This is a genomic window from Bradyrhizobium sp. AT1 (genome assembly GCF_001590795.1).
Lineage (GTDB): Bacteria > Pseudomonadota > Alphaproteobacteria > Rhizobiales > Xanthobacteraceae > Bradyrhizobium.
This window is the reverse complement of sequence record NZ_JXDL01000001.1, coordinates 2485343-2506151: the sequence shown is the minus strand read 5'-3', so window position 1 is coordinate 2506151 and position 20809 is coordinate 2485343. Positions and strand designations below refer to the sequence as shown.

Annotated in this window: 21 protein-coding genes; 19 read left to right on the top strand and 2 right to left on the bottom strand. The window is 63.6% G+C overall.

What is annotated here, in order from left to right; translation table 11 throughout:
- The first annotated feature begins 2 nt into the window (after nucleotides 1-2).
- The 6 genes from SE92_RS11995 to SE92_RS11970 all read left to right on the top strand — a co-directional run bounded on the left by SE92_RS11995 (nucleotide 3) and on the right by SE92_RS11970 (nucleotide 7050).
- The gene (locus SE92_RS11995) at nucleotides 3-1079 is read left to right on the top strand and encodes an aldose epimerase family protein (protein WP_063195891.1); all 1077 of its coding nucleotides are present in this window, start codon (nucleotides 3-5) and stop codon (nucleotides 1077-1079) included.
- Nucleotides 1079-1957, top strand: coding sequence for an SMP-30/gluconolactonase/LRE family protein (locus tag SE92_RS11990; RefSeq protein WP_063195890.1), 879 nt, complete (start codon nucleotides 1079-1081; stop codon nucleotides 1955-1957). The genes SE92_RS11995 and SE92_RS11990 overlap by 1 nt, the downstream gene beginning before the upstream one ends.
- 74 nt (nucleotides 1958-2031) lie before the next feature.
- Entirely contained in the window at nucleotides 2032-3105 is a 1074-nt protein-coding gene (chvE, locus tag SE92_RS11985; RefSeq protein ID WP_063195889.1) for a multiple monosaccharide ABC transporter substrate-binding protein, read from the top strand.
- A gap of 179 nt (nucleotides 3106-3284) precedes the next feature.
- Nucleotides 3285-4862, top strand: a complete 1578-nt coding sequence (gene mmsA / locus SE92_RS11980) for a multiple monosaccharide ABC transporter ATP-binding protein (RefSeq protein WP_063195888.1) — start codon at nucleotides 3285-3287, stop codon at nucleotides 4860-4862.
- Nucleotides 4859-6049: a multiple monosaccharide ABC transporter permease gene (gene mmsB / locus SE92_RS11975; protein WP_063195887.1), complete on the top strand. Its 1191-nt coding sequence runs from the start codon at nucleotides 4859-4861 to the stop codon at nucleotides 6047-6049. The genes mmsA and mmsB overlap by 4 nt, the downstream gene beginning before the upstream one ends.
- Nucleotides 6050-6207: 158 nt before the next feature.
- Nucleotides 6208-7050 (top strand): helix-turn-helix domain-containing protein, encoded by an 843-nt coding sequence (locus SE92_RS11970; protein WP_084251798.1) that lies wholly within the window; start codon nucleotides 6208-6210, stop codon nucleotides 7048-7050.
- On the opposite strand, the gene SE92_RS11965 is transcribed toward SE92_RS11970, so the two are convergent.
- Both SE92_RS11965 and SE92_RS36620 read right to left on the bottom strand, forming a co-directional pair.
- Nucleotides 7047-7667, bottom strand: a complete 621-nt coding sequence (locus SE92_RS11965) for a response regulator transcription factor (RefSeq protein ID WP_063195885.1) — start codon at nucleotides 7665-7667, stop codon at nucleotides 7047-7049. The two genes, SE92_RS11970 and SE92_RS11965, sit on opposite strands and share 4 nt — an antisense overlap.
- Before the next feature lie 183 nt (nucleotides 7668-7850).
- Complete coding sequence (locus SE92_RS36620; protein WP_198172613.1) at nucleotides 7851-8006, bottom strand: hypothetical protein; 156 nt, start codon at nucleotides 8004-8006, stop codon at nucleotides 7851-7853.
- A gap of 173 nt (nucleotides 8007-8179) precedes the next feature.
- Between SE92_RS36620 and SE92_RS11960 the strand changes: the two genes are divergently transcribed.
- The 13 genes from SE92_RS11960 (at nucleotide 8180) to SE92_RS11900 (ending at nucleotide 20777) form a co-directional block, all read left to right on the top strand.
- Nucleotides 8180-8758: a cytochrome c oxidase subunit 3 family protein gene (locus SE92_RS11960; protein WP_063195884.1), complete on the top strand. Its 579-nt coding sequence runs from the start codon at nucleotides 8180-8182 to the stop codon at nucleotides 8756-8758.
- Nucleotides 8758-9018 (top strand): cytochrome C oxidase subunit IV family protein, encoded by a 261-nt coding sequence (locus SE92_RS11955; RefSeq protein WP_063203478.1) that lies wholly within the window; start codon nucleotides 8758-8760, stop codon nucleotides 9016-9018. Before SE92_RS11960 ends, SE92_RS11955 begins: the two co-directional genes overlap by 1 nt.
- Before the next feature lie 112 nt (nucleotides 9019-9130).
- On the top strand, nucleotides 9131-9583 hold the full coding sequence (locus SE92_RS11950; protein ID WP_063195883.1) for a c-type cytochrome: 453 nt from the start codon (nucleotides 9131-9133) through the stop codon (nucleotides 9581-9583).
- Nucleotides 9584-9682: 99 nt separating this feature from the next.
- Nucleotides 9683-11029: a cbb3-type cytochrome c oxidase subunit I gene (locus SE92_RS11945; protein WP_063195882.1), complete on the top strand. Its 1347-nt coding sequence runs from the start codon at nucleotides 9683-9685 to the stop codon at nucleotides 11027-11029.
- 65 nt (nucleotides 11030-11094) lie between these two features.
- Nucleotides 11095-11904 carry a CbbQ/NirQ/NorQ/GpvN family protein gene (locus tag SE92_RS11940; protein WP_063195881.1) on the top strand — a complete coding sequence of 270 codons (810 nt, stop codon included), beginning with the start codon at nucleotides 11095-11097 and terminating at the stop codon, nucleotides 11902-11904.
- 10 nt (nucleotides 11905-11914) lie between these two features.
- Nucleotides 11915-13834 (top strand): nitric oxide reductase activation protein NorD, encoded by a 1920-nt coding sequence (locus tag SE92_RS11935; RefSeq protein WP_063195880.1) that lies wholly within the window; start codon nucleotides 11915-11917, stop codon nucleotides 13832-13834.
- 75 nt (nucleotides 13835-13909) lie between these two features.
- Nucleotides 13910-14572, top strand: coding sequence for an HAD family hydrolase (locus tag SE92_RS11930; protein WP_063195879.1), 663 nt, complete (start codon nucleotides 13910-13912; stop codon nucleotides 14570-14572).
- Nucleotides 14573-14577: 5 nt separating this feature from the next.
- Complete coding sequence (locus SE92_RS11925; protein ID WP_063195878.1) at nucleotides 14578-15528, top strand: sugar-binding transcriptional regulator; 951 nt, start codon at nucleotides 14578-14580, stop codon at nucleotides 15526-15528.
- 243 nt (nucleotides 15529-15771) lie between these two features.
- Complete coding sequence (locus SE92_RS11920; protein WP_063195877.1) at nucleotides 15772-17085, top strand: ABC transporter substrate-binding protein; 1314 nt, start codon at nucleotides 15772-15774, stop codon at nucleotides 17083-17085.
- 146 nt (nucleotides 17086-17231) lie between these two features.
- On the top strand, nucleotides 17232-18104 hold the full coding sequence (locus SE92_RS11915) for a carbohydrate ABC transporter permease (RefSeq protein WP_063203477.1): 873 nt from the start codon (nucleotides 17232-17234) through the stop codon (nucleotides 18102-18104).
- Between the two features lie 4 nt (nucleotides 18105-18108).
- Nucleotides 18109-18939 carry a carbohydrate ABC transporter permease gene (locus tag SE92_RS11910; protein WP_063195876.1) on the top strand — a complete coding sequence of 277 codons (831 nt, stop codon included), beginning with the start codon at nucleotides 18109-18111 and terminating at the stop codon, nucleotides 18937-18939.
- A 15-nt stretch (nucleotides 18940-18954) separates the two neighbouring features.
- A complete protein-coding gene (locus SE92_RS11905; RefSeq protein WP_063195875.1) occupies nucleotides 18955-19962 on the top strand; it encodes an ABC transporter ATP-binding protein in 1008 nt (335 codons plus the stop codon).
- Nucleotides 19963-20003: 41 nt separating this feature from the next.
- Nucleotides 20004-20777, top strand: a complete 774-nt coding sequence (locus SE92_RS11900) for an SDR family NAD(P)-dependent oxidoreductase (protein ID WP_063195874.1) — start codon at nucleotides 20004-20006, stop codon at nucleotides 20775-20777.
- The last annotated feature ends 32 nt before the right edge of the window (nucleotides 20778-20809 follow it).

Here is a 20809-nt window from a genome sequence, read left to right as displayed (position 1 = left end):
ACATGGCTGGCTCAAAGATCGAGAAAGACATCTTCGGAACGCTGCCGGATGGCCGCAGCGTCGAGCGCATCGTGCTGCGCGGTGAGGATGGGTTCGAGGCGCGTATCATCACCCATGGCGCGGTGATCCAGGCGCTGATCGCGCCGGATGCCAGAGGCGGATATGACGACGTCGTGCTCGGCCATGATTCCTTCGCAGGCTACCTCGCCGAACGGAAGTTCCTGGGCGCCACCGTCGGCCGCTACGCCAACCGTATCGCCAAGGGACAATTCTCGCTCGATGGTGAGACTGTGCAGCTCCCCGTCAACAACGGTCCGAACGCGCTGCATGGCGGCCTCGACGGATTCGACCGCAAGCTCTGGGACATCGCGGAGATCGACGAAGGCGCCCAGCCCGCGGTGACGCTCACCTATACGAGCCCGCATGGCGAAGAGAACTATCCCGGCAAGCTCGACGTCCGCCTGACCTATCGCATCACCGGGCCGTCCGAGCTGTCACTCGAGATGGAGGCGCGGAGCGACCGGCCGACCATCGTCAACCTGACCAACCACAGCTTCTTCAATCTCGAGGGCGCGACATCCGGCATTCCCATTCTCGACCACCGCTTGACGGTGGCCGCCGAGCATTTTCTCGCCATCGATCCCACCGCCATTCCCTTGCCGGGGCCGCCGCGTCCCGTCGCTGGCACGCCGTTCGACTTCCGCGAATCTCGACCGGTCGGCGAGCGTATCCGGCAGGGCGATCAGCAATTGCAGAACGGCCGGGGCTACGACCACACCTACTGCCTCGGACGCGACGGCAAGCTCGCGCTCGCGGCGCGGCTGGAAGCGCCGCGTTCGGGACGGATCATGGAGCTGTTCACCAACCAGCCCGGCCTTCAGGTCTATTCCGGCAACTATCTCGACGGCACGATTTCGGGGAAGCGCGGCAAGCTGATCCGGCAGTCGGATGCCATGTGCCTGGAGCCGCACATCTGGCCCGATGCGCCGAACCGCCCGGATTTTCCGAGTCCGCGCCTCGATCCCGGCGAAGTCTACCGCCATCACACGGTGTATCGCTTCGGAGCAAAGACGCCATGATGGAACAGGTGCCGACGTCCGTTCTCTCCAGCAATCCCTGCCATCTCGGCGAGGGCCCGACCTATGACGTCACCACCGATACCGCCTGGTGGTTCGACATCCGCGAGGGACGCCTGTTCGAGGCGCAACTTGGCAGTGGCGGCATCCGCGTCCATGCGCTCGGCCGCATGGCGAGCGCGCTCGGGCGCATCGATGCCGAGCGGCAGTTGATCGTTGCCGAGGACGGGCTTTACATCCGCAAGCTTGCTGACGGCGAGATGACGCTGTTCCTTCCGCTCGAAGCTGACAATCCCACGACGCGCTCCAATGATTGCCGCGTGCATCAATCCGGCACGTTCTGGATCGGCACCATGGGCAAGAAGGCCGAGCCGAAGGCAGGCGCGATCTACGCATTCCACCGCGGCAAGATCTCGACGCTGTTTCCCGGCATCAGCATCCCCAACTCGATCTGCTTCTCGCCGGATGGTGCCATCGGTTACTTCACCGACACAACGCGCGCCGTGCTCTATGCCGTGCCGCTCAACCCCGCGACCGGCCTGCCGCGCGGCGAGCCGGAGGTGCTGCTGCGTCATACGGGCATCGGCGGCCTCGACGGCTCGGTGTGCGATGCCGATGGAAACATCTGGAATGCCTGCTGGGGAGCGAGCCGGGTCGATGTCTATTCTCCGCAAGGCGAGCGTCTGCGCTCGCTGAGCGTGCCGGCGACACAGGCGAGCTGCCCCGCTTTCGTCGGCCCCGATCTGTCGCGTCTCCTCGTCACGTCGGCCTGGCAGGATATGGACGCGGCGGCACGCGCCGCCGATCCGCAAGCCGGTTTCACTTTTCTACTTGAGGCATCCGCGCGTGGTCGTGCGGAGCCCGACGTCAAGCTCGCATAGGAGACCCGAAAGCAGCCTCACGACGATTTTCTTCGACGAAACCAAGAACAGTCTGACACCCAAGGGAGTGAACCATGCTGAAACTGAAGATGACATTTCTCGCGTTGGCGCTGGCCGGCGCTGCGTCCATGGCCGCAGGCGTGACTGCCTCCGCCCAGGACAAGGCAACCGTCGGCATCGCGATGCCGACCAAGTCCTCGGCACGCTGGATCGACGACGGCAACAACATGGTCAAGGTGCTGAAGGAGCGCGGCTACAACACGGACCTGCAATATGCCGAGGACGACATTCCGAACCAGCTCTCGCAAGTCGAGAACATGGTGACCAAGGGCGCGAAGGCGTTGGTGATCGCCGCGATCGACGGTACTACGCTGTCCGACGTGCTCAAGCAGGCGAAGGCAAAGGGCATCACCGTGATCGCCTATGACCGCCTGATCCGCGGCACGCCGAATGTCGACTATTACGCGACCTTCGACAATTTCCAGGTCGGCGTGCTCCAGGCGCAATCGATCGAGAAGGGCCTCGGCCTGAAGGACGGCAAGGGCCCGTTCAACATCGAGCTGTTCGGCGGCTCGCCCGACGACAACAACGCCTACTTCTTCTACAACGGCGCGATGAGCGTGCTGAAGCCCTACATCGACAGCGGCAAGCTCGTCGTCGCCTCGGGCCAGATGGGCATGGACAAGGTCGCGACCTTGCGCTGGGACGGCGCCACCGCCCAGGCGCGCATGGACAACCTGCTCAGCGCCTATTACGGCAACAAGAAGATCAACGCCGTGCTGTCGCCCTATGACGGCATCTCGATCGGCATCATTTCGTCGCTGAAGGGCGTCGGCTATGGCAGCGCCGATCAGCCGATGCCGATCATCTCGGGCCAGGATGCCGAGGTGCCCTCGATCAAGGCGATGCTGCGCGGCGACCAATATTCGACCATCTTCAAGGACACCCGCGACCTCGCCAAGGTGACCGCCGACATGGTCGACGCCGCGCTCGCCGGCAAGCAGGTCACGGTCAACGACACCAAGACTTACGAGAACGGCGTCAAGACCGTGCCGTCCTATCTGCTCAAGCCGGTCGTGGTCTACAAGGACAATTGGGAGAAGGTTCTGGTCGAGAGCGGCTACTACAAGAAGGCTCAGTTCCAGTAAGACTCTCTCGTCTTCCTCTCCCCGTTCTTGCGGGGAGAGGGGCTTTCTCCACACGGGCAGTGGTTGCTACGCACTCCGTCATTGCTTCGCTGCGCTCGCAATGACGATGTGGATGCCGCGATATCAGCCAACGGCTCCCCGCACGCAGGGAGACGCGAGTAACGCAAGGAACAACCACGATGACGGCCATGCTGGAGATGCGCAACGTCAGCAAGAGCTTTGCCGGTGTGCAGGCGCTGCGCGACGTCAACTTCTCGGTTCACGCCGGCCAGATCCACGCGCTGGTCGGCGAGAACGGCGCCGGCAAGTCGACGCTGATGAAGGTGCTGAGCGGGGTCTACCCGTACGGCAGCTACGAAGGCACCATCGTCTTCGAGGGCGAGGAGCGGCGCTTCCGCGACATCAACGATTCCGAGGCGCTCGGCATCATCATCATCCACCAGGAGCTGGCGCTGATCCCGCTGATGTCGATCGCGGAGAACATTTTTCTGTCGCATCCGCCCTCGAAGTTAGGGGTGATCGATCGCGACGAGGTGTATCGGCGCACGCGCGAGCTGCTGGCGCAGGTCGGCCTGAACGAATCCCCGGACACCCTGATCACCGATCTCGGCGTCGGCAAGCAGCAGCTGGTCGAGATCGCCAAGGCGCTCTCCAAGCGGGTGCGGATGCTGATCCTGGATGAGCCGACTGCCAGCCTCAACGAGGCCGACAGCGCCGCGCTGCTCGAACGCCTGATGGCGTTCCGCGCGCAGGGCATTGGCTCGATCCTGATCTCGCACAAGCTCAACGAGGTCGCCAAGGTCGCCGACCACATCACGGTGCTGCGCGACGGTCGCACCGTCGACAGCATCGATTGCCATGCCGAGCCGATCCAGGAGGACCGCATCATCCGCAGCATGGTCAACCGCGATATGGCGCACCGTTTCCCCGAGCGTAGCGTCAAGATCGGCGAACCCGTGCTCGACGTCGCGAACTGGTCGGTCTATCACCCCATCCATCCCGAGCAGCAGGTGATCAAGAACATCGATTTCAGCGTCAGGCGCGGCGAGGTCGTGGGCATCGCCGGGCTGATGGGCGCCGGCCGTACCGAGTTCGCCATGAGCCTGTTCGGCCGCTCCTGGGGCACTGCAATCAGCGGCTCTCTGCGGCTCGAAGGCAGGGAGATGGTGCTGCCGAGTGTCGCGGCCGCGATCGACGCCGGCCTGGCCTATGTGACCGAGGACCGCAAGCAGCTCGGCCTGATCCTGGCCGACGACGTCCGCAAGAACATCACGCTCGCCAGCCTCGACCAGGTCGCACCAGGCCGGGTGATCGACGACATCGCCGAGCTGAAGATCGCCAGCGACTATCGTACCCGCATGCGCATTCGTTGCTCGGACGTCTACCAGGAGACCGGCCAGCTCTCCGGCGGCAATCAGCAGAAGGTGGTGCTGTCGAAATGGCTGATGACCGACCCCAAGGTCCTGATCCTGGACGAGCCGACGCGGGGCATCGACGTTGGTGCCAAATACGAGATCTACTGTATCATCAACGAGCTGGCGAAAGCTGGCCGCGGCGTCGTGGTGATCTCCTCGGAGATGCCCGAGCTGCTCGGGATTTGCGACCGCATCTGCGTCATGAACGAGGGCGCCTTCGTCGGCGAGTTCAAGGGCGCTGACGCGACGCAGGAGAAGATCATGCGCGCCATCATGCGCAACGAACGAAACATTGGGAACGCCGCGCCAGCGGCCGCCGAGATGGGAGGATCGCAGCCATGACCGACAAGACGGTATCGCTGCCTGAGGAGCGCCGGCACGGCAGCTTCATCAAGAACAATTTGCGCAACTACGGCATGCTGATGTCGCTGATCGCGATCATGCTGTTCTTCCAGGTCATGACCGGCGGCACGCTACTGCAGCCGCTCAACCTGACGAACCTGGTGCTGCAGAACAGCTACATCGTGATCATGGCGCTGGGCATGCTGCTGGTGATCGTCACCGGCCACATCGACCTCTCGGTCGGCTCGGTCGCCGGCTTCGTCGGCGCGGTCGCCGCCGTGCTGATGGTGACTTACAAGGTCGACTACACGCTCGCCTTCATCGCCTGCCTGCTGCTGGGTGCGGCGATCGGCGCGGCGCAGGGCTATTGGGTGGCCTATTTCGGCATTCCGTCCTTCATCGTGACACTGGCGGGCATGCTGGTGTTCAAGGGGCTCGCGCTCGCGGTGCTGCAGGGCCAGTCGCTCGGCCCGTTCCCGGCGACCTTCCAGAAGCTGTCATCCGGCTTCATTCCGGAGCTGCTGCCTGAGGCCGGCACGCTGCATCCGACCTCCATGTTGATCGGCGCCGTGCTCGCGCTCAGCCTCGTCTATGCCAGTGCCAAGGGTCGCTCGCGTGAGCAATCGCACGGCATCGAGGTCGAGCCCTATGCGTTCTTCCTGGGCAAGAGCGTCCTGCTCGCCTGCGCCGTGCTCTATTTCACCTATCTGATCGCCTCGCATCGCGGACTGCCGAACGTGCTGGTGATCATGACCGCGCTGATCGCGCTGTACGGCTTCGTCACCCGGCGGACCGTGATCGGCCGGCAAGTCTACGCGGTGGGCGGCAATGCGAAAGCGGCAAAACTGTCAGGCATCAAGACGGAGCGGCTGACCTTCCTCACCTTCGTCAACATGGGTGTGCTCGCCGCGCTCGCCGGCCTCGTCTTTGCCGCACGCCTCAACACGGCGACCCCGAAAGCCGGGCTCGGATTCGAGCTCGATGTCATCGCCGCCTGCTTTATCGGCGGTGCCTCGGCCTATGGCGGAGTAGGGCGCGTCGGTGGCGCCGTGGTCGGCGCCATGATCATGGGCGTGATGAACAACGGCATGTCGATCCTCGGCATCGGCATCGACTATCAGCAGGTCATCAAGGGCCTGGTGCTGCTGGGGGCGGTCTGCATCGACGTGTATAACCAGCGGCGATAGCATATCGAAGTGACCCGAAAGGGGTTGCGGATATGTGCGGAAATTTGCAGTGTCTGCGAAGCGAGAGGTATCTTTGGAGAAAGAGCTTGGAGTCGTCGGGGAAGCTCGAATGGCATCAGCGGCAATCTGAGACGCGGTGCCGCCCTTCAGTCAAACGGATGTCCTGGCCCTGGTTCTCCGCTGAGTTGCTGCGGTTCTGGCGAACGGAGCTGGAGTTTCGCGTCGAGGGAGATGCGAACTTTTTGGCGTTGCATGATTCCGTCCGCGCCGCGGGAGAGACGACGATCGACGGAGAGAGCCCGTCGACGCGAACCGATCTTCGAGACAGGATGACGTTCGTGCCTGTCGGATCTTCGGTACAGGGTTGGAATCGTTTCAACGGCGGCGTCTCGTCCGTCTTTGCGGTGCATTTCACCCCGGCCAAGTCGGTTCGCAAGGCAGACGATATCTCGGAGATTCCTCCCTCTCTTTATTTCGAGAACGACAATCTCAAGGCGACGCTCCAGAAGCTCCAGAGCGTCGTTAATGGATCCGGCATCAACGACCATGCCTATGCGGAGACGCTTGGGTTGTTGCTCTTGTGGGAACTACGGCATGCCGCCGACCCGATGCGTTCACCTCGTAGCCAGGTCCGGGGAGGTTTGACTTTACGTCAGCTGAGGCGCGTTCGGGAATTCGTCGATGCTCAGATCGAGACCGAAATCTCGATCTCCGACCTGGCAAGTGTGGCAGGGCTGAGCCATTATCACTTCATCAGAACGTTCAAGGAGGCAACGGGACACTCGCCCTACCAGTACGTCCTGTCGGAGAGGACACGCCGTGCAAAAGGGCTGCTGCTGTCGGCGACCGATCTCTCGCTCGAAGACGTTGCACGCGCGGCGGGGTTTGGCGATACGTCGCAATTGAATCGGGTATTTCGAAAGTTCGTTGGCGTTACACCGACGGTTTTCCGGCGGGAAATCGGCTCGCGTCTTCCCTCGAGTTGCGCCCGTCCCGTTTAGTGGTCACGCGAGCCGACGCCCAGGCGCCCGCCGATCAACACGAGTTCAGCCAGACTTGGGGCTCTCATCTTCTCCATCACTCTCTTGCGGTGTGCCTTGATCGTCCGTACCGACGTCCCCAGCTCGTGAGCCATCTGTTTGCTGATCTTCCCTCCGACAAGAAGTACAAATACCTGCCGTTCACGCGGGGTCAAGCTTGCAAAGCGATTTCGCAAGTCATCGAATTCGCGTTTGACCGCAAGCGACGACCGGTGACGCGCCAGAGCTCGCTCGATCGCGTGAAGCAGTTCATCCGGCTCGACAGGCTTGATCAAGAAGTCTTCGGCGCCTGCCTTGATGGCCTTGACCGTAGTGCTCACGTCGGAATGGCCGCTGAGAAACAGAATCGGAAGAATCGAGCCGAGCTCCAGCAAGCTGCTTTGTAGCTCCAGACCACTCAAGCCGGGCATCCGGACATCCAGGAGGATGCAGCCGGGCTCGTCTTCGTTGCACGGCTGCTCCAGCACCTGCTCGGCCGACGCATAGGCGACCACGCGGTATCCGGACTGCTCCAATTGCCGTTGGAGCGCGGCGCGAAAGGGAGCGTCATCATCGACAATGTAGACGGTCCCCGACAACTGCTCTCCTGACAAGGAAGGCGCTGCCTCTGCTTAGTCTTCGCTGCTCCGTGCGCTCCTGGATTCAGGTTTTTGGGTTCCCCGCGATGGAAGTCAACGGCTTGACCTTCTTTCACCGCAGCAAATGGCATTCGTCGCAATTTTTGACACTCTGCCGGCGTTGGCTTGCCAGCCTTGGTGAATCTATTGCGTCGCGAACAGCACCGCCGCGATCGCGGCGGAAAGGCCGACCGCCGAGACGGTGGCCACGGTGGACAGCACCCCCATTCGCCGCAGCGCGATCGCGAACGCGATGATGATGGGGGTCGCGGTCATCAGCCCTAATTGTGCATCGCTCATCTCATCGCTCGCCGTTCTGCGGAGAAGCCGGATGCATCCACCCTATGACGGCGGGGCGGGCGGAACGTTGCGTCAGCGCAAACGCGCTTCCAGCCGGCTGCACTATTTGTCCGGCAACAAAGTCGGAATCGCGCCGGTGGGGTATCTGTTCGGCGAGTTGATGTGGAATTCAGATGTCGGCGACGGATTGCGAGCAACAGGGAACCGGCTCGGGAATTCTGGAAGATCTTCCAGGCGATCCCATGATCTGGGTGCTGATCTTCAGCGAGCTCGCCGCCTTCGGCTTGTTCCTCGGCGCTTTCGTCATCGCGCGTGCGCTTCACCCTGCGGTCTTCGCGGCCGGTCAGGCCACACTTGATGCGCATCTGGCTGGATTCAACACCATCGTGCTTGTGACCAGCGGCTGGGCTGCCGCGCGGGCGACGGCCGCTGCACGCGCGGGTGAACGAGGGCGTGCGCGCGGCTGGCTGTTCGGTGCCATGGCTCTTGGCGGCGTCTTCATCGCGGTCAAGCTGACCGAATATGCCGGCGAGATCGCGCTGGGAAACGGCCTGGAGACCAGCCCGTTCTTCACGCTCTACTTCCTGCTCACCGGCTTCCATCTCCTGCATGTCGGCCTCGGCATCGTGATCCTGGCCGTTGTTTCCCGGGGGGCCCGGGCAGCGGGCGTCGAGACCGGGACCGCCTTCTGGCACATGGTCGATCTGCTCTGGGTCGTCATGTTCCCCATCATCTATCTGGTGCACCCGTGATTCCGGATCGTCTCGACATCACCTGGCTCATTCTGATCGGGCTTGCGCTTGCGACGCTTCTGGTCCCGGCGCTGGTGTCGCGCCCCTTGCTCGCCAATGCGTTGCTGCTGACGTTTGCCGCGCTCAAGGGCCGCCGTATCGTGCTCGATTTTCTCGATCTTCGCGTCGCACCGGCACTCTGGCGCGGCCTTGTCAGCGCCTGGGTTGTCATCGTGGTGCTGTTCGCCTGGCTCGCATCCGCTGTCGTCGCCCTGATCTGACTGGGGCGCATCGTCGCGCTCCTTGCTCCCCGTCAAAGAGCGCCCCGCACCGATCGGCAATAAATCGCATCACCGATTTTCTCTCGACGACTCACACCGGAAAGGATTGGCAATGGCTGAACGCCTGACCAAGTCGGCCGCTCGAAATGTGTTCTACGGCGGTTCGGCCTTCTTCTTCGCCATCTTCATAGGGCTGACGGCGCACAGCCATTATTACATGGCCACGACGTCCACGGACGCGACGACGCTGACGTCATCGGTGGCCCGCGGCAAGCATGTCTGGGAGAAGAATTCCTGCATCAACTGCCACACGCTGCTGGGCGAGGGCGCCTATTTCGCCCCCGAGGTTGGCAACGTCTGGGATCGCTGGGGCGGCAAGGAGGATCCGGCCGCTGCACGCGAGACACTGAAAGCCTGGATGCAATCGCAACCCTCCGGCGCAGAGGGTCGGCGGCAGATGCCGCAGTTCAACCTGACCGACCAGGAGCTCAACGACCTCGCTGACTTCCTGCAATGGACCAGCACGATCAAGCGTCAGAATTGGCCGCCGAACAAGGCCGGCTGAGCATGATCCGGAAAAGTGTGAGGCGGTTTTCCGAAGAGATCATGCTCAAACGATAAACTGAGCACGCTGCATTCTTCTCAAAGACACAGAGAACCCGAGATGAAATATCAAACCCAGAAAGTCGCGATGCTGTATTTCTACGGCGCGCTGACCTTGTTCCTGGCCCAGGTCCTGTTTGGCCTTCTCGCCGGAACGATCTATGTGCTGCCCAACACGCTGTCTGTCATTTTGCCGTTCAACATCGTCAGGATGATCCACACCAACGCGCTGATCGTATGGTCGCTGATCGGATTCATGGGAGCGACCTACTATTTGCTCCCGGAAGAAACCGAGACCGAGCTCTACAGCCCGCTTCTGGCGAAGATCCAGTTCTGGATGTTTTTTGGCGCGGCAGGTGTGGCCGTGGTGGGATATCTCTTCCATTACCATGAGGGTCGCGAGTTCCTCGAACAGCCCTTCATCATCAAGGTCGGCATCGTCGTCGTCTGCCTGATGTTCCTGTTCAACGTCACGATGACGGCGCTGAAAGGCCGCAAGACCACGATCACGAACATCCTGTTGTTCGGCCTGTGGGGCGTCGCGATCTTCTTCCTGTTCGCCTTCTACAACCCGGCGAACCTCGCCGTCGACAAGATGTACTGGTGGTACGTCGTCCATCTCTGGGTCGAGGGCGTCTGGGAGCTGATCATGGCCTCCGTGCTCGCCTATCTCATGATCAAGCTCAACGGCATCGATCGTGAGGTCGTCGAGAAGTGGCTCTACGTCATCATCGGCCTTGCCCTGTTCTCCGGCATCCTCGGCACCGGCCATCACTTCTACTGGATCGGCGCGCCGGGCTACTGGCAGTGGATCGGCTCGCTGTTCTCCACGCTCGAGGTTGCCCCGTTCTTCACCATGGTGATCTTCACGGTGCAGATGACCTGGAAGGCCGGCCGCAAGCATCCGAACCGCGCCGCTCTGCTTTGGTCGGTCGGTTGCTCGGTGATGGCGTTCCTCGGCGCCGGCGTCTGGGGCTTCCTGCACACGCTGTCCTCGGTGAACTACTACACCCATGGCACCCAGGTCACCGCCGCGCACGGGCATCTCGCCTTCTTCGGTGCCTATGTGATGCTGAACCTGTCTGTCATGGCCTACGCGATCCCGCAGCTCAAGGGACGGGCGCCGTATAATCAGTGGCTCTCCATGACCAGCTTCTGGATCATGTGCACGGCGATGATGACTATGACCTTCGCGCTGACCTTCGCCGGCGTGGTCCAGGTTCACCTGCAGCGCGTGCTCGGCCAGGGCTACATGGACGTGCAGGACCAGCTCGCGATGTTCTACTGGGTCCGTCTCGGCTCCGGTGTGTTCGTGGCGATCTCCGCGCTGATGTTCGTCTGGGCCGTGCTGGTGCCGGGCCGCGAGAAGCAGGCGACCATTCCCGCCGCGCTGCAGCCGGCTGAGTGAACGTGAAAGGGCGGCCGCGGTTTGCCGCGGCCGCCTGCTTGCCAAAGAAAGTCCGGAGAAACATCATGAAAGCTGCCCTTCACACGGTGACCTCGGCCCCCGAACTGCCGGCCTATGTTCCATCCGGAAACGAATGTGAGCTTTTCGAGCATGCCTGGCGGCGTCGTTTGCCGGTGCTGCTCAAGGGACCGACCGGCTGCGGCAAGACCCGCTTCGTCGCGCACATGGCGGCGCGGCTGGGACTGCCGCTTCACACCGTCGCCTGTCATGACGATCTCACGGCCGCCGATCTCACCGGCCGCTATCTGCTGAGGGGCGGCGACACCGTCTGGACCGATGGTCCGCTGACGCGCGCCGTACGCGAGGGCGGTATCTGCTATCTCGACGAGGTCGTGGAGGCCCGCAAGGACGTCACCGTCGTGCTGCACCCTCTGACCGACGATCGCCGCATCCTGCCGCTGGAGCGTACCGGCGAGGAGCTGGTCGCGCCGAACAGCTTCATGCTCGTCGTCTCCTACAATCCCGGCTACCAGACGCTGCTGAAGGCGTTGAAACCCTCGACGCGGCAGCGCTTCGTCGCCATTGAATTCGACTTCCTGCCGCCAGAGCAGGAGATCGGCGTCGTGTCCGCCGAAAGCGGGCTGTCGCCCGAGCGCGTGCGGCCGCTGGTCGGGCTGGCTGGGCGGCTGCGCGCGCTCAAGGGCCACGATCTGGAGGAGGGCGTCTCGACCCGGCTCGTGGTCTATTGCGCGACCTTGATCGCCGCGGGCACGCCGATCGCCGATGCCGTGCTGGCCGGCATGATCGAGCCGCTTACCGACGATTACGACGTGAAGGCGGCGTTGCTGGACGTCGCACGCGCCGTCATCGGGTAAGGCCGCGTCCATGCTCGACTTCCTCGAACTGGAGGAGACGGTCGGCCGCGCCTGGCACAGGATGGTCGGCGGCACCGCGAGCTATCCGGTTCACGGCGCTCACGCCGTCGCACTGACCGAGGTGAGGGGCCGGCTCGCGGTGATGTTCCGCGCGCTCGGCGGCGAGACCGGGGTGCAGATCGCAAGCGCAGGTGCGAGGAAATCGGGACACCGTCTCGGCTGGCGCCAGCGCATCGGCCTCGGCGACGAGCGATTGGAGCAGCCGGGCCGCGATGCCGCGACCATTTTCCTTCCCGATCGCATCTCGATCTTTCCCGACCGCGCGCTCAACGCGGCGCTCTATCGCTGGCTTGCGGCGTGGTTCGCGGCCGCGCCGATCGAAACGATCACGGAAGCCGATCCACTGCGGCGGGATCTTCTGGTGTTGCGCCGGGCCAGCGAGACAGCGGTCTGGGTGCTCACGCAGTTTCCCGGCCTCGTCGCCGATTATGCGCAGCTCGCCGCGGCAACGGCCGAGGCCCGGCCTTGCCGCCCTCTACCGCGCATCGAGCAGGAGGTCGAGCAGATCGTGCTGGCTCTGCTCGGCGCGGGCAAGGCCCCTGCGGGCAGGCTGTGGCCGGCGATGATGGGAACCGGCCCGCTGCCGGACAAGGCACCCCCGGGCTATCATTCGATCCTGCCATGCCCGCTCTGGGGGGATTGCTGGACGCGCGAGCTCTCGCCCGCGCATGCCGGCGAGGATGAATGCGCACCGGGCGCGGAAGCGGCGGCCGAGAACGATCGCAAGCGCTTTGCCGTCCGCGAGCGCGAGGACAATGCCAACCGCCGCGATCCCTTCGTGCTCAATCGCTTCGAGAAGATCCTCGCGATGGCCGAAATGGTCAATGTCGACCGTCCCTCGGACGACAGCGAGGACGAGGATGCGCAGAAGGCGGCCGACGATCTCGAGGAGATCACGCTCAGCCGCCGCACTGGCAAGCCGGCGAGCCGGTTCAAGTTCGATCTCGACCTGCCGCCGGAAGCCCTCGATGCATCCAGGCTGAACGCGGACCTGACCTATCCCGAATGGGACTACCGCAGCGGCTCCTATCTGCCGGATCATTGTCGCGTCCTCGCGGGTGCGGCCTCCGAGCAAGGCGAGGATTGGCGACCTGACGACACCATGCGCCAGCATATCCGCCAGGTGCGCCGCCGATTCGAGGTGTTGCGGCCGCGCCACGAGCTGATGCGCGCCCAGGCCGACGGACACGACCTCGATCTCGACGCGCTGGTGCGTGCGCAATGCGATCTCCGTGCCGGCAGCGGCGGCAGCGGTCTCGATCGCATCCATGTCGCCATGCGCCCGCAAGGGCACGATCTCGCCGTCACGCTGCTCGTCGACGTCTCGCTGTCCACGGACGCCTGGGTCGACGGCTACCGCGTGCTCGACGTCGAGAAGGAGGCGCTGCTGGTGCTTGCCCACGGGCTTTCGGCCTGCGGCGATCACCACAGCATCCTGACCTTCACCTCGCGCCGGCGGTCCTGGGTGCGGCTCGAAACGGTCAAGGCCTTCGGCGAGCCGATGAGCGGGGCGGTGGAGCGCCGGATCGGGGCGCTGAGACCCGGTTATTACACGCGGATCGGCGCGGCGGTGCGCCATGCCGCCGCCGAGCTCGCCCGCCAGCCGCAACGCAAAAAGCTGCTGATCGTGCTCACCGACGGCAAGCCGAACGACGTCGATCACTACGAGGGCCGCTTCGCGGTCGAGGACACCCGCAAATCGGTTCAGGAGGCGCGCCGGCTCGGCATCGCCGCCTTCGGCGTGACGGTGGACGCAACCGCGCAATCCTACTTCCCGACCCTGTTCGGCCGCGGCGGCTACGCCATCGTCGGCAACATCAGGCGGCTGCCCGCGGCACTGCCGGCGATCTACCGCCAGGTCGCGCACTGACGGCGCTAAAGCCCTGAACGTCACGATCCAGAGTGAGCTATTGCTCATCAATTGGGTATATGATCGTATGACCGGATGGATCCCGGCCGACCAAGACCCGATCTGATCATCTTCGACTGCGACGGCGTGCTCGTCGACAGCGAACTGTTGAGCTGCCAGTGCCTGTCCGAGGTGCTGGCCGAGTTCGACATCGCGCTCAGCCAGGAGCAGGCGCTCGAGCTCTTCCTGGGACGCAGCACCAAGGCGATCGAGCAGCATTATCGTGATCTCGGCCAGATCCTGCCGGACGGTTTTCTGCCGCGCTTGAAGTCGCAGGTGCTGACGACGTTCCCAACTTCGCTGCAGCCGATCCCCGGCATTGCCGGCGTGATGTCCGACCTGTCCGTGCCGTTCTGCGTGGCCTCGTCCAGCGACATAGACCGCGTCGCGCTCTCGCTCGATGTCACTGGCCTGCGGACGTATGTCGGCGACCGGATCTACACCGCGCAAATGGTCAGGCACGGCAAGCCGGCACCCGATCTCTTTCTCCTCGCGGCAGAGAGGATGGGGATACAACCCGCGCGGACGCTGGTGATCGAGGACAGCGTCAGCGGCGTTGAGGCGGGCAAGGCGGCCGGCATGACCGTCTGGGGATTTATCGGCGGCAGCCATTATCGCGGACGCGATGGGCGGGCTATATTGTCCGGTGCGGGGGCCGACCGGGTCTTTGCGCGAATGAGCGATTTCTGGGAGGCGTGAGCCGCATGGCCGCCGAGAACGACAAATCCCGACTCGACGACGCCGCGCGTGCCGGCTGGCTTTATTTCATCGCCGGTCACACCCAGGACGAGATCGCAAAGATGCTCCAGGTCTCGCGCGCCTCGGCCCAGCGGCTGGTCTCGCTGTGTCTCGCCGAGCGCCTCATCACCTTCCGGCTCGAGCATCCCATCGCCGCCTGCATGGAGCTCGCGGCGCGGCTGAAGGAGCGCTTTGATCTCGTGCATTGCGAGGTGGTGCCGGCCGATCCTGCCGCGCCACAAGCCACGGCGGGGATTGCCGAGCGTTGCGCCAACCTGCTCGATTCCACGCTGCGTTCGGAGACGCCCGTGATCGTCGCGCTCGGCACCGGCCGGGCGGTGCGCGCCGCGGTCGAGCGCGTCACGCCGATCGACCGGCCCAATCACCAGATCGTCTCGCTGGTCGGCAACATTTCCGCCGACGGTTCGGCGAGCTTTTACGACACCGTCGGCCGGCTCGCCGACCGCACCGGCGCGCGGCACTATCCGATGCCGCTGCCGTTCCTGATGTCGTCGGAGGACGAGCGCAACAAGATGGTCCGCATCGAGCCGATCACCAAGGTGAGGGCCGTTGCGGCCAAGGCGGATTTGCGCCTCGTCGGCATCGGCCAGATGGACCAGAAGGCGCAGGTTCACATCGACGGCTTCGTCACCCGCGACGAATTGTTCGAGATGATGCGGCTCGGTGCCATCGGCGAGATCACCGGCTGGGCCTATGATTCCAAGGGGCGCCTGCTCAAGTCGGGCACCAACAAGCGCCTCACCAGCATCCCGCCGGAAGTGCCGGCGAAGACCACGACGATCGCCGCGGCGATCGGTGCAGCCAAGGTGATGGCGATCGCGGCGGCGCTGAGCGGCGGCCTGGTCAACGGGCTCATCACCGACGAGACGACGGCAAAGGCGATTTTGGAGCGATAGGCGAAGCTAGCGCGGCAGCGGCGCTGCGCTCCCTCTCCCGCAAGCGGGAGAGCTCGAGCAAGCCGCGCGTCCGCCCGAGCAACTGCCGTCGCTCCGCGCGGCGACTCCCACCCCCTCCCGCATCGCAGCACTCATAAGTTGCGCAAACGCCCGCACGCCTGCTTGACAATCGTCCTTCCTTGCGTTGAACATACGCTCAACGCGTGGGTATATGCTCAAAACGCGAGTTCGAGGGAGGTCACCGTGAAACATGTCCTGGGCGCCGTCTGCGGCGCGTCTGCACTTTTGCTGGCCGTCCCCGCGGTGGCCGAAACGACCCTGACGATCGCCACCGTCAACAATGGCGACATGATCCGCATGCAGGGGCTGACGGCCGAATTCACCAAGAAGAACCCGGACATCTCAGTGAAATGGGTGACGTTGGAGGAGAACGTGCTGCGCCAGCGCGTTACCACCGACATCGCCACCAAGGGTGGCCAGTTCGACGTGCTCACCATCGGCACCTACGAGGTGCCGATCTGGGCCAAGAAGGGCTGGCTGGTGCCGCTCGCCAATCTCGGCGCCGATTACGACGTTGCCGACCTGCTGCCCAAGATCAAGGACGCGGTCTCCGTCGACGGCAAGCTCTATGCCGCGCCGTTCTACGGCGAGAGCTCGATGGTGATGTACCGCACCGATCTGTTCGAGAAGGCCGGCCTGAAGATGCCGGAGAAGCCGACCTGGGAATTCGTGATCGACGCGGCCAAGAAGCTGACCGACAAGACCGCCGGCACCTACGGCATTTGCCTCCGCGGCAAGGCCGGCTGGGGCGAGAACATGGCGTTCCTCTCGGCCATGGCCAATTCCTACGGTGCGCGCTGGTTCGACGAAAAGTGGCAGCCGCAGTTCAACACGCCGGAATGGAAGGCGACGCTGACGACCTACGTCAACCTGATGAAGGAAGCCGGCCCTCCCGGCGCGAGCTCCAACGGCTTCAACGAGAATCTGGCGCTGTTCAATGCCGGCAAATGCGCGATGTGGATCGACGCCACGGTGGCGGCATCCTTCGTCACCAACCCGAAGGACTCCAAGGTCGCCGACAAGGTCGGCTTTGCGCTCGCGCCCAACACCGGGCTCGGCAAGAACGCCAACTGGCTGTGGGCCTGGAACCTCGCGATTCCCGCCGGCTCCAAGAAGACGGAAGCCGCCGAGAAGTTCATCGCCTGGGCGACCAGCAAGGACTACACCAAGCTCGTCGCCTCGAAGGAGGGGTGGGCCAACGTGCCGCCGGGCACGCGTACCTCGCTCTACCAGAACCCCGACTATCTCAAGGTCGCCCCGTTCGCGAAGCTGACGCTGGCCTCGATCGACGCCGCCGATCCGAACAAGCCGACGGTGAAGCCGGTTCCCTACGTCGGTGTGCAATACGCCGCGATCCCCGAATTCCAGGGCATCGGCACCCAGGTCGGCCAGCAATTCTCGGCCGCGCTTGCGGGCTCGATGACGGTTGATGCCGCGCTCACCGCGGCGCAATCGGCGACCGAGCGCGAGATGAAGCGCGCCGGCTATATCAAGTGAATCCGAGCTCTTCCTCCTGAGCTCTGACTTGCGGCCATCCGGCGTCATGGATGGCCGCCTTCTTCCCGAGGTTTCATTTTGACGCGTTTTCTTCCCGCGAACCGGTCTCCACTTCGCTCGAAAACGCTCTGAAGGAGAAGCCAAAGATGGCAACCCGGCAGACGCAGTTCCTTGCGCGCTCGCTCCTGACGCCGGCGGTCGGGCTGCTGTTCATCTGGATGATCGTTCCGCTGGCGCTGACGATCTACTTCTCGACCCTGCATTACAGCCTGCTGGATCCCGGCTCCGAGTCGTTCGTGGGTCTGGAGAACTTCCGCTACTTCCTCACCGATCCCGCCTTCCTGGCTTCGCTTCAGAACACGCTGGTGCTGGTCGGCTCCGTGCTGGCGCTGACGATCCTGCTCGGTATTCCCTTGGCGCTGTTGATGGACCAGCCGGTGATCGGACGCAATTTCGTGCGGCTGATGGTGATCGCACCGTTCTTCGTGATGCCGACGGTCAGCGCGCTGGTCTGGAAGAATTTGTTGATGCATCCGGTGTCCGGCCTGTTCGCCTGGCTCGCCTCGCTGTTCGGCCTGACCCCGATCGACTGGTTCAACGACGTACCGCTGTTTGCCGTCATCCTGATCGTGACGTGGCAATGGCTGCCGTTCGCGACGCTGATCCTGCTCACCGCGCTGCAATCGCTCGACGAGGAGCAGAAAGAGGCCGCCGAGATGGACGGTGCCAGCGCGGTCTCGACCTTCATCTACATCACGCTGCCGCATTTGGCACGGCCCATCACGGTGGTGATCCTGATCGAGACCATCTTCCTGCTCACGGTCTTTGCAGAGATCTACGTCACCACGGGCGGCGGCCCTGGCCTGTCGACCACCAACATCGCCTTCCTGATCTATTCGCAGGCGCTGATTCAATATGATGTCGGCACGGCCTCGGCGGGCGGCCTCGTCGCGGTCGTGATCGCGAACATCGTCGCCTTCTTCCTGGTCCGCATCGTCGGCCGCAATCTGGAGGCGTGAGATCATGGCACGGAGGGCGACGACGCAGCAGGTGGTGGTCTCGACGATCGGGGCCTGGTTCTTCGGCTTCGTGATCTTCTTCCCGATCCTCTGGATGGTGCTGGCGAGCTTCAAGACCGAGCTGGAAGCCTTTGCGATCCCGCCGTCCTTCCTGTTCTTCCACTGGACCACCGAGAATTACGCGACGGTGCAGGAGCGCAGCGACTATCTTCATCACGCGATGAACTCGATCATCATCGCCGGCGGCTCGACGCTCATCGCTCTCCTGATAGCCGTTCCAGCGGCCTGGTCGATGGCGTTCTCGCCGACCAAGCGCACCAAGGACATCCTGCTCTGGATGCTCTCGACCAAGATGATGCCGCCGGTCGGCGTCTTGGTGCCGATCTACCTGATCTACAAGAGCTTCGGTCTGCTCGATTCCCGCATCGGCCTCGTCTTCATCCTGTGCCTCGGCAACTTGCCGATCGTCATCTGGATGCTCTTCACCTACTTCAAGGAGATCCCGCGCGACATTCTCGAGGCTGCGCGCATGGACGGCGCCACCATCGGCCGCGAGCTGGTCTATGTGCTGACGCCGATGGCGATCCCGGGGCTGGCGTCCACGATGCTGCTGAACCTGATCCTCGCCTGGAACGAGGCGTTCTGGACGCTCAATCTGTCGACCTCGAACGCGGCGCCGCTCACCACCTTCATTGCCTCCTATTCCAGCCCGGAAGGGCTGTTCTGGGCAAAGCTGTCGGCGGCTTCGACGCTGGCGATCGCACCCATTCTCGTCCTCGGTTGGTTCAGCCAGAAGCAGCTCGTGCGCGGGCTCACCTTCGGCGCGGTGAAGTAGAGGGGCTGCCGGATCATGGGTCAGATTACACTTCAAGGCGTGCAGAAATCCTTCGGTCCCGTGCACATCATCAAGGGCGCCGATTTGGAGATCGCCGACGGCTCCTTTGTGGTTTTCGTCGGCCCGTCCGGCTGCGGCAAGACGACCTTGCTGCGCCTGATTGCCGGGCTCGAAGATGTCTCCGGCGGCAAGATCCTGATCGACGGCAAGAACGTCGTCGACACGCCGCCCGCCAAGCGCGGGCTGTCGATGGTGTTTCAGTCCTACGCGCTCTATCCGCATATGAGCGTGCGCGGCAATATCGGCTTCGGCCTGAAGATGGCCGGCCTTGCCAAGGACGAGATCAACCGCAAGGTCGAGGCGGCGGCCGCGACGCTGAACCTCACGCCCTATCTCGATCGCAAGCCGCGCGAGCTTTCCGGCGGCCAGCGCCAGCGCGTCGCGATCGGCCGCGCCATCGTGCGCGAGCCCAAGGCGTTCCTGTTCGATGAGCCGCTGTCAAACCTCGATGCCGCGCTGCGCGTGCAGATGCGCATTGAGGTGACGCGGCTCCAGAAGCAGCTCGGCACCACCGCGATCTATGTCACCCACGATCAGGTCGAGGCCATGACCATGGCCGACAAGATCGTCGTGCTCAATGGCGGCAAGATCGAGCAATATGGCTCGCCTCTGGAACTCTATGAGCGGCCCGCCAATCTCTTCGTCGCCGGCTTCATCGGCTCGCCCAAGATGAATTTCGTCACTGGCGAGCTCGCCCTGCAACGTGGCGCGGCCACCATCGGCGTGCGGCCGGAGCATCTCAAGATCGAGCGCGAGGGCGACAGCGGCTGGCCGGGAACCATTGCCGTCGCCGAGCATCTCGGCAGCGACACTTTCCTTTACGTCGATGCCGGTGAGCTCGGGATGCTGACGGCACGCTACGTCGGCGAGTTGAGCCTGCATGCCGGCGACCGCGTATCGCTGCTGCCGGACCCCGCGCGCATCCATCGCTTCGACCATGGCGGCAACGCGCTGCGAGGCTGACAAGAGACGGCAAGAGACGGCAGAGAAACGGAAAGACCACCATGTACCTGGAAAAATTCAAGCTCAACGGCAAGACGGCGTTCATCACCGGCGGCGGGCAGGGCATTGGCCTTGGCTGCGCGGAGGCGTTGGCCGAAGCCGGCGCCAGGGTCATCATCGGTGACCGCGACGGCAAGGTCGCGGACAGCGCGAAAGCCAGCCTGAAGGCGAAGGGCTTTGACATCGAAACGGCGATCATGGACGTGACCGACACCAAGCGCGTGGCGGAGGTCGCGAACGACCTCGTCGCCCGCCATGGCAAGGTCGACATCCTCGTCAACAATGCCGGCATCGCCCGCAGCGAAACCCCGGCGGAGACCGTCACCGACGAGCACTGGCTCAATGTGATCGACGTCAATCTCAACGGCACCTTCTGGTGCTGCCGCGAATTCGGCAAGCACATGTTGAAGGCCAAGAGCGGCGCCATCGTCAATGTCGGCTCGATGTCCGGCTTCATCGTCAACAAGCCGCAGGAGCAGTGCTTCTACAACGCCTCCAAGGCCGGGGTGCATCATCTCACCAAGTCACTGGCCGCCGAATGGGGCGCGCGCGGCATCCGCGTCAATGCGGTGGCGCCGACCTATATCGAGACGCCACTCAACGCTTTCGTGAAGAGCAATGCCAAAATGTACGACGCCTGGATCGGTGGAACTCCGATGGCGCGGATGGGGCAGGTCGAGGAGATCGCCTCCGTCGTGCTGTTCCTCTCCTCGGAGGCCGCGAGCCTGATGACCGGCAGCATCGTGCTGGTGGATGGCGGCTACACTTGCTGGTAGGCTTGCGTCAAAACTGACGAAGCTGGAGCGAC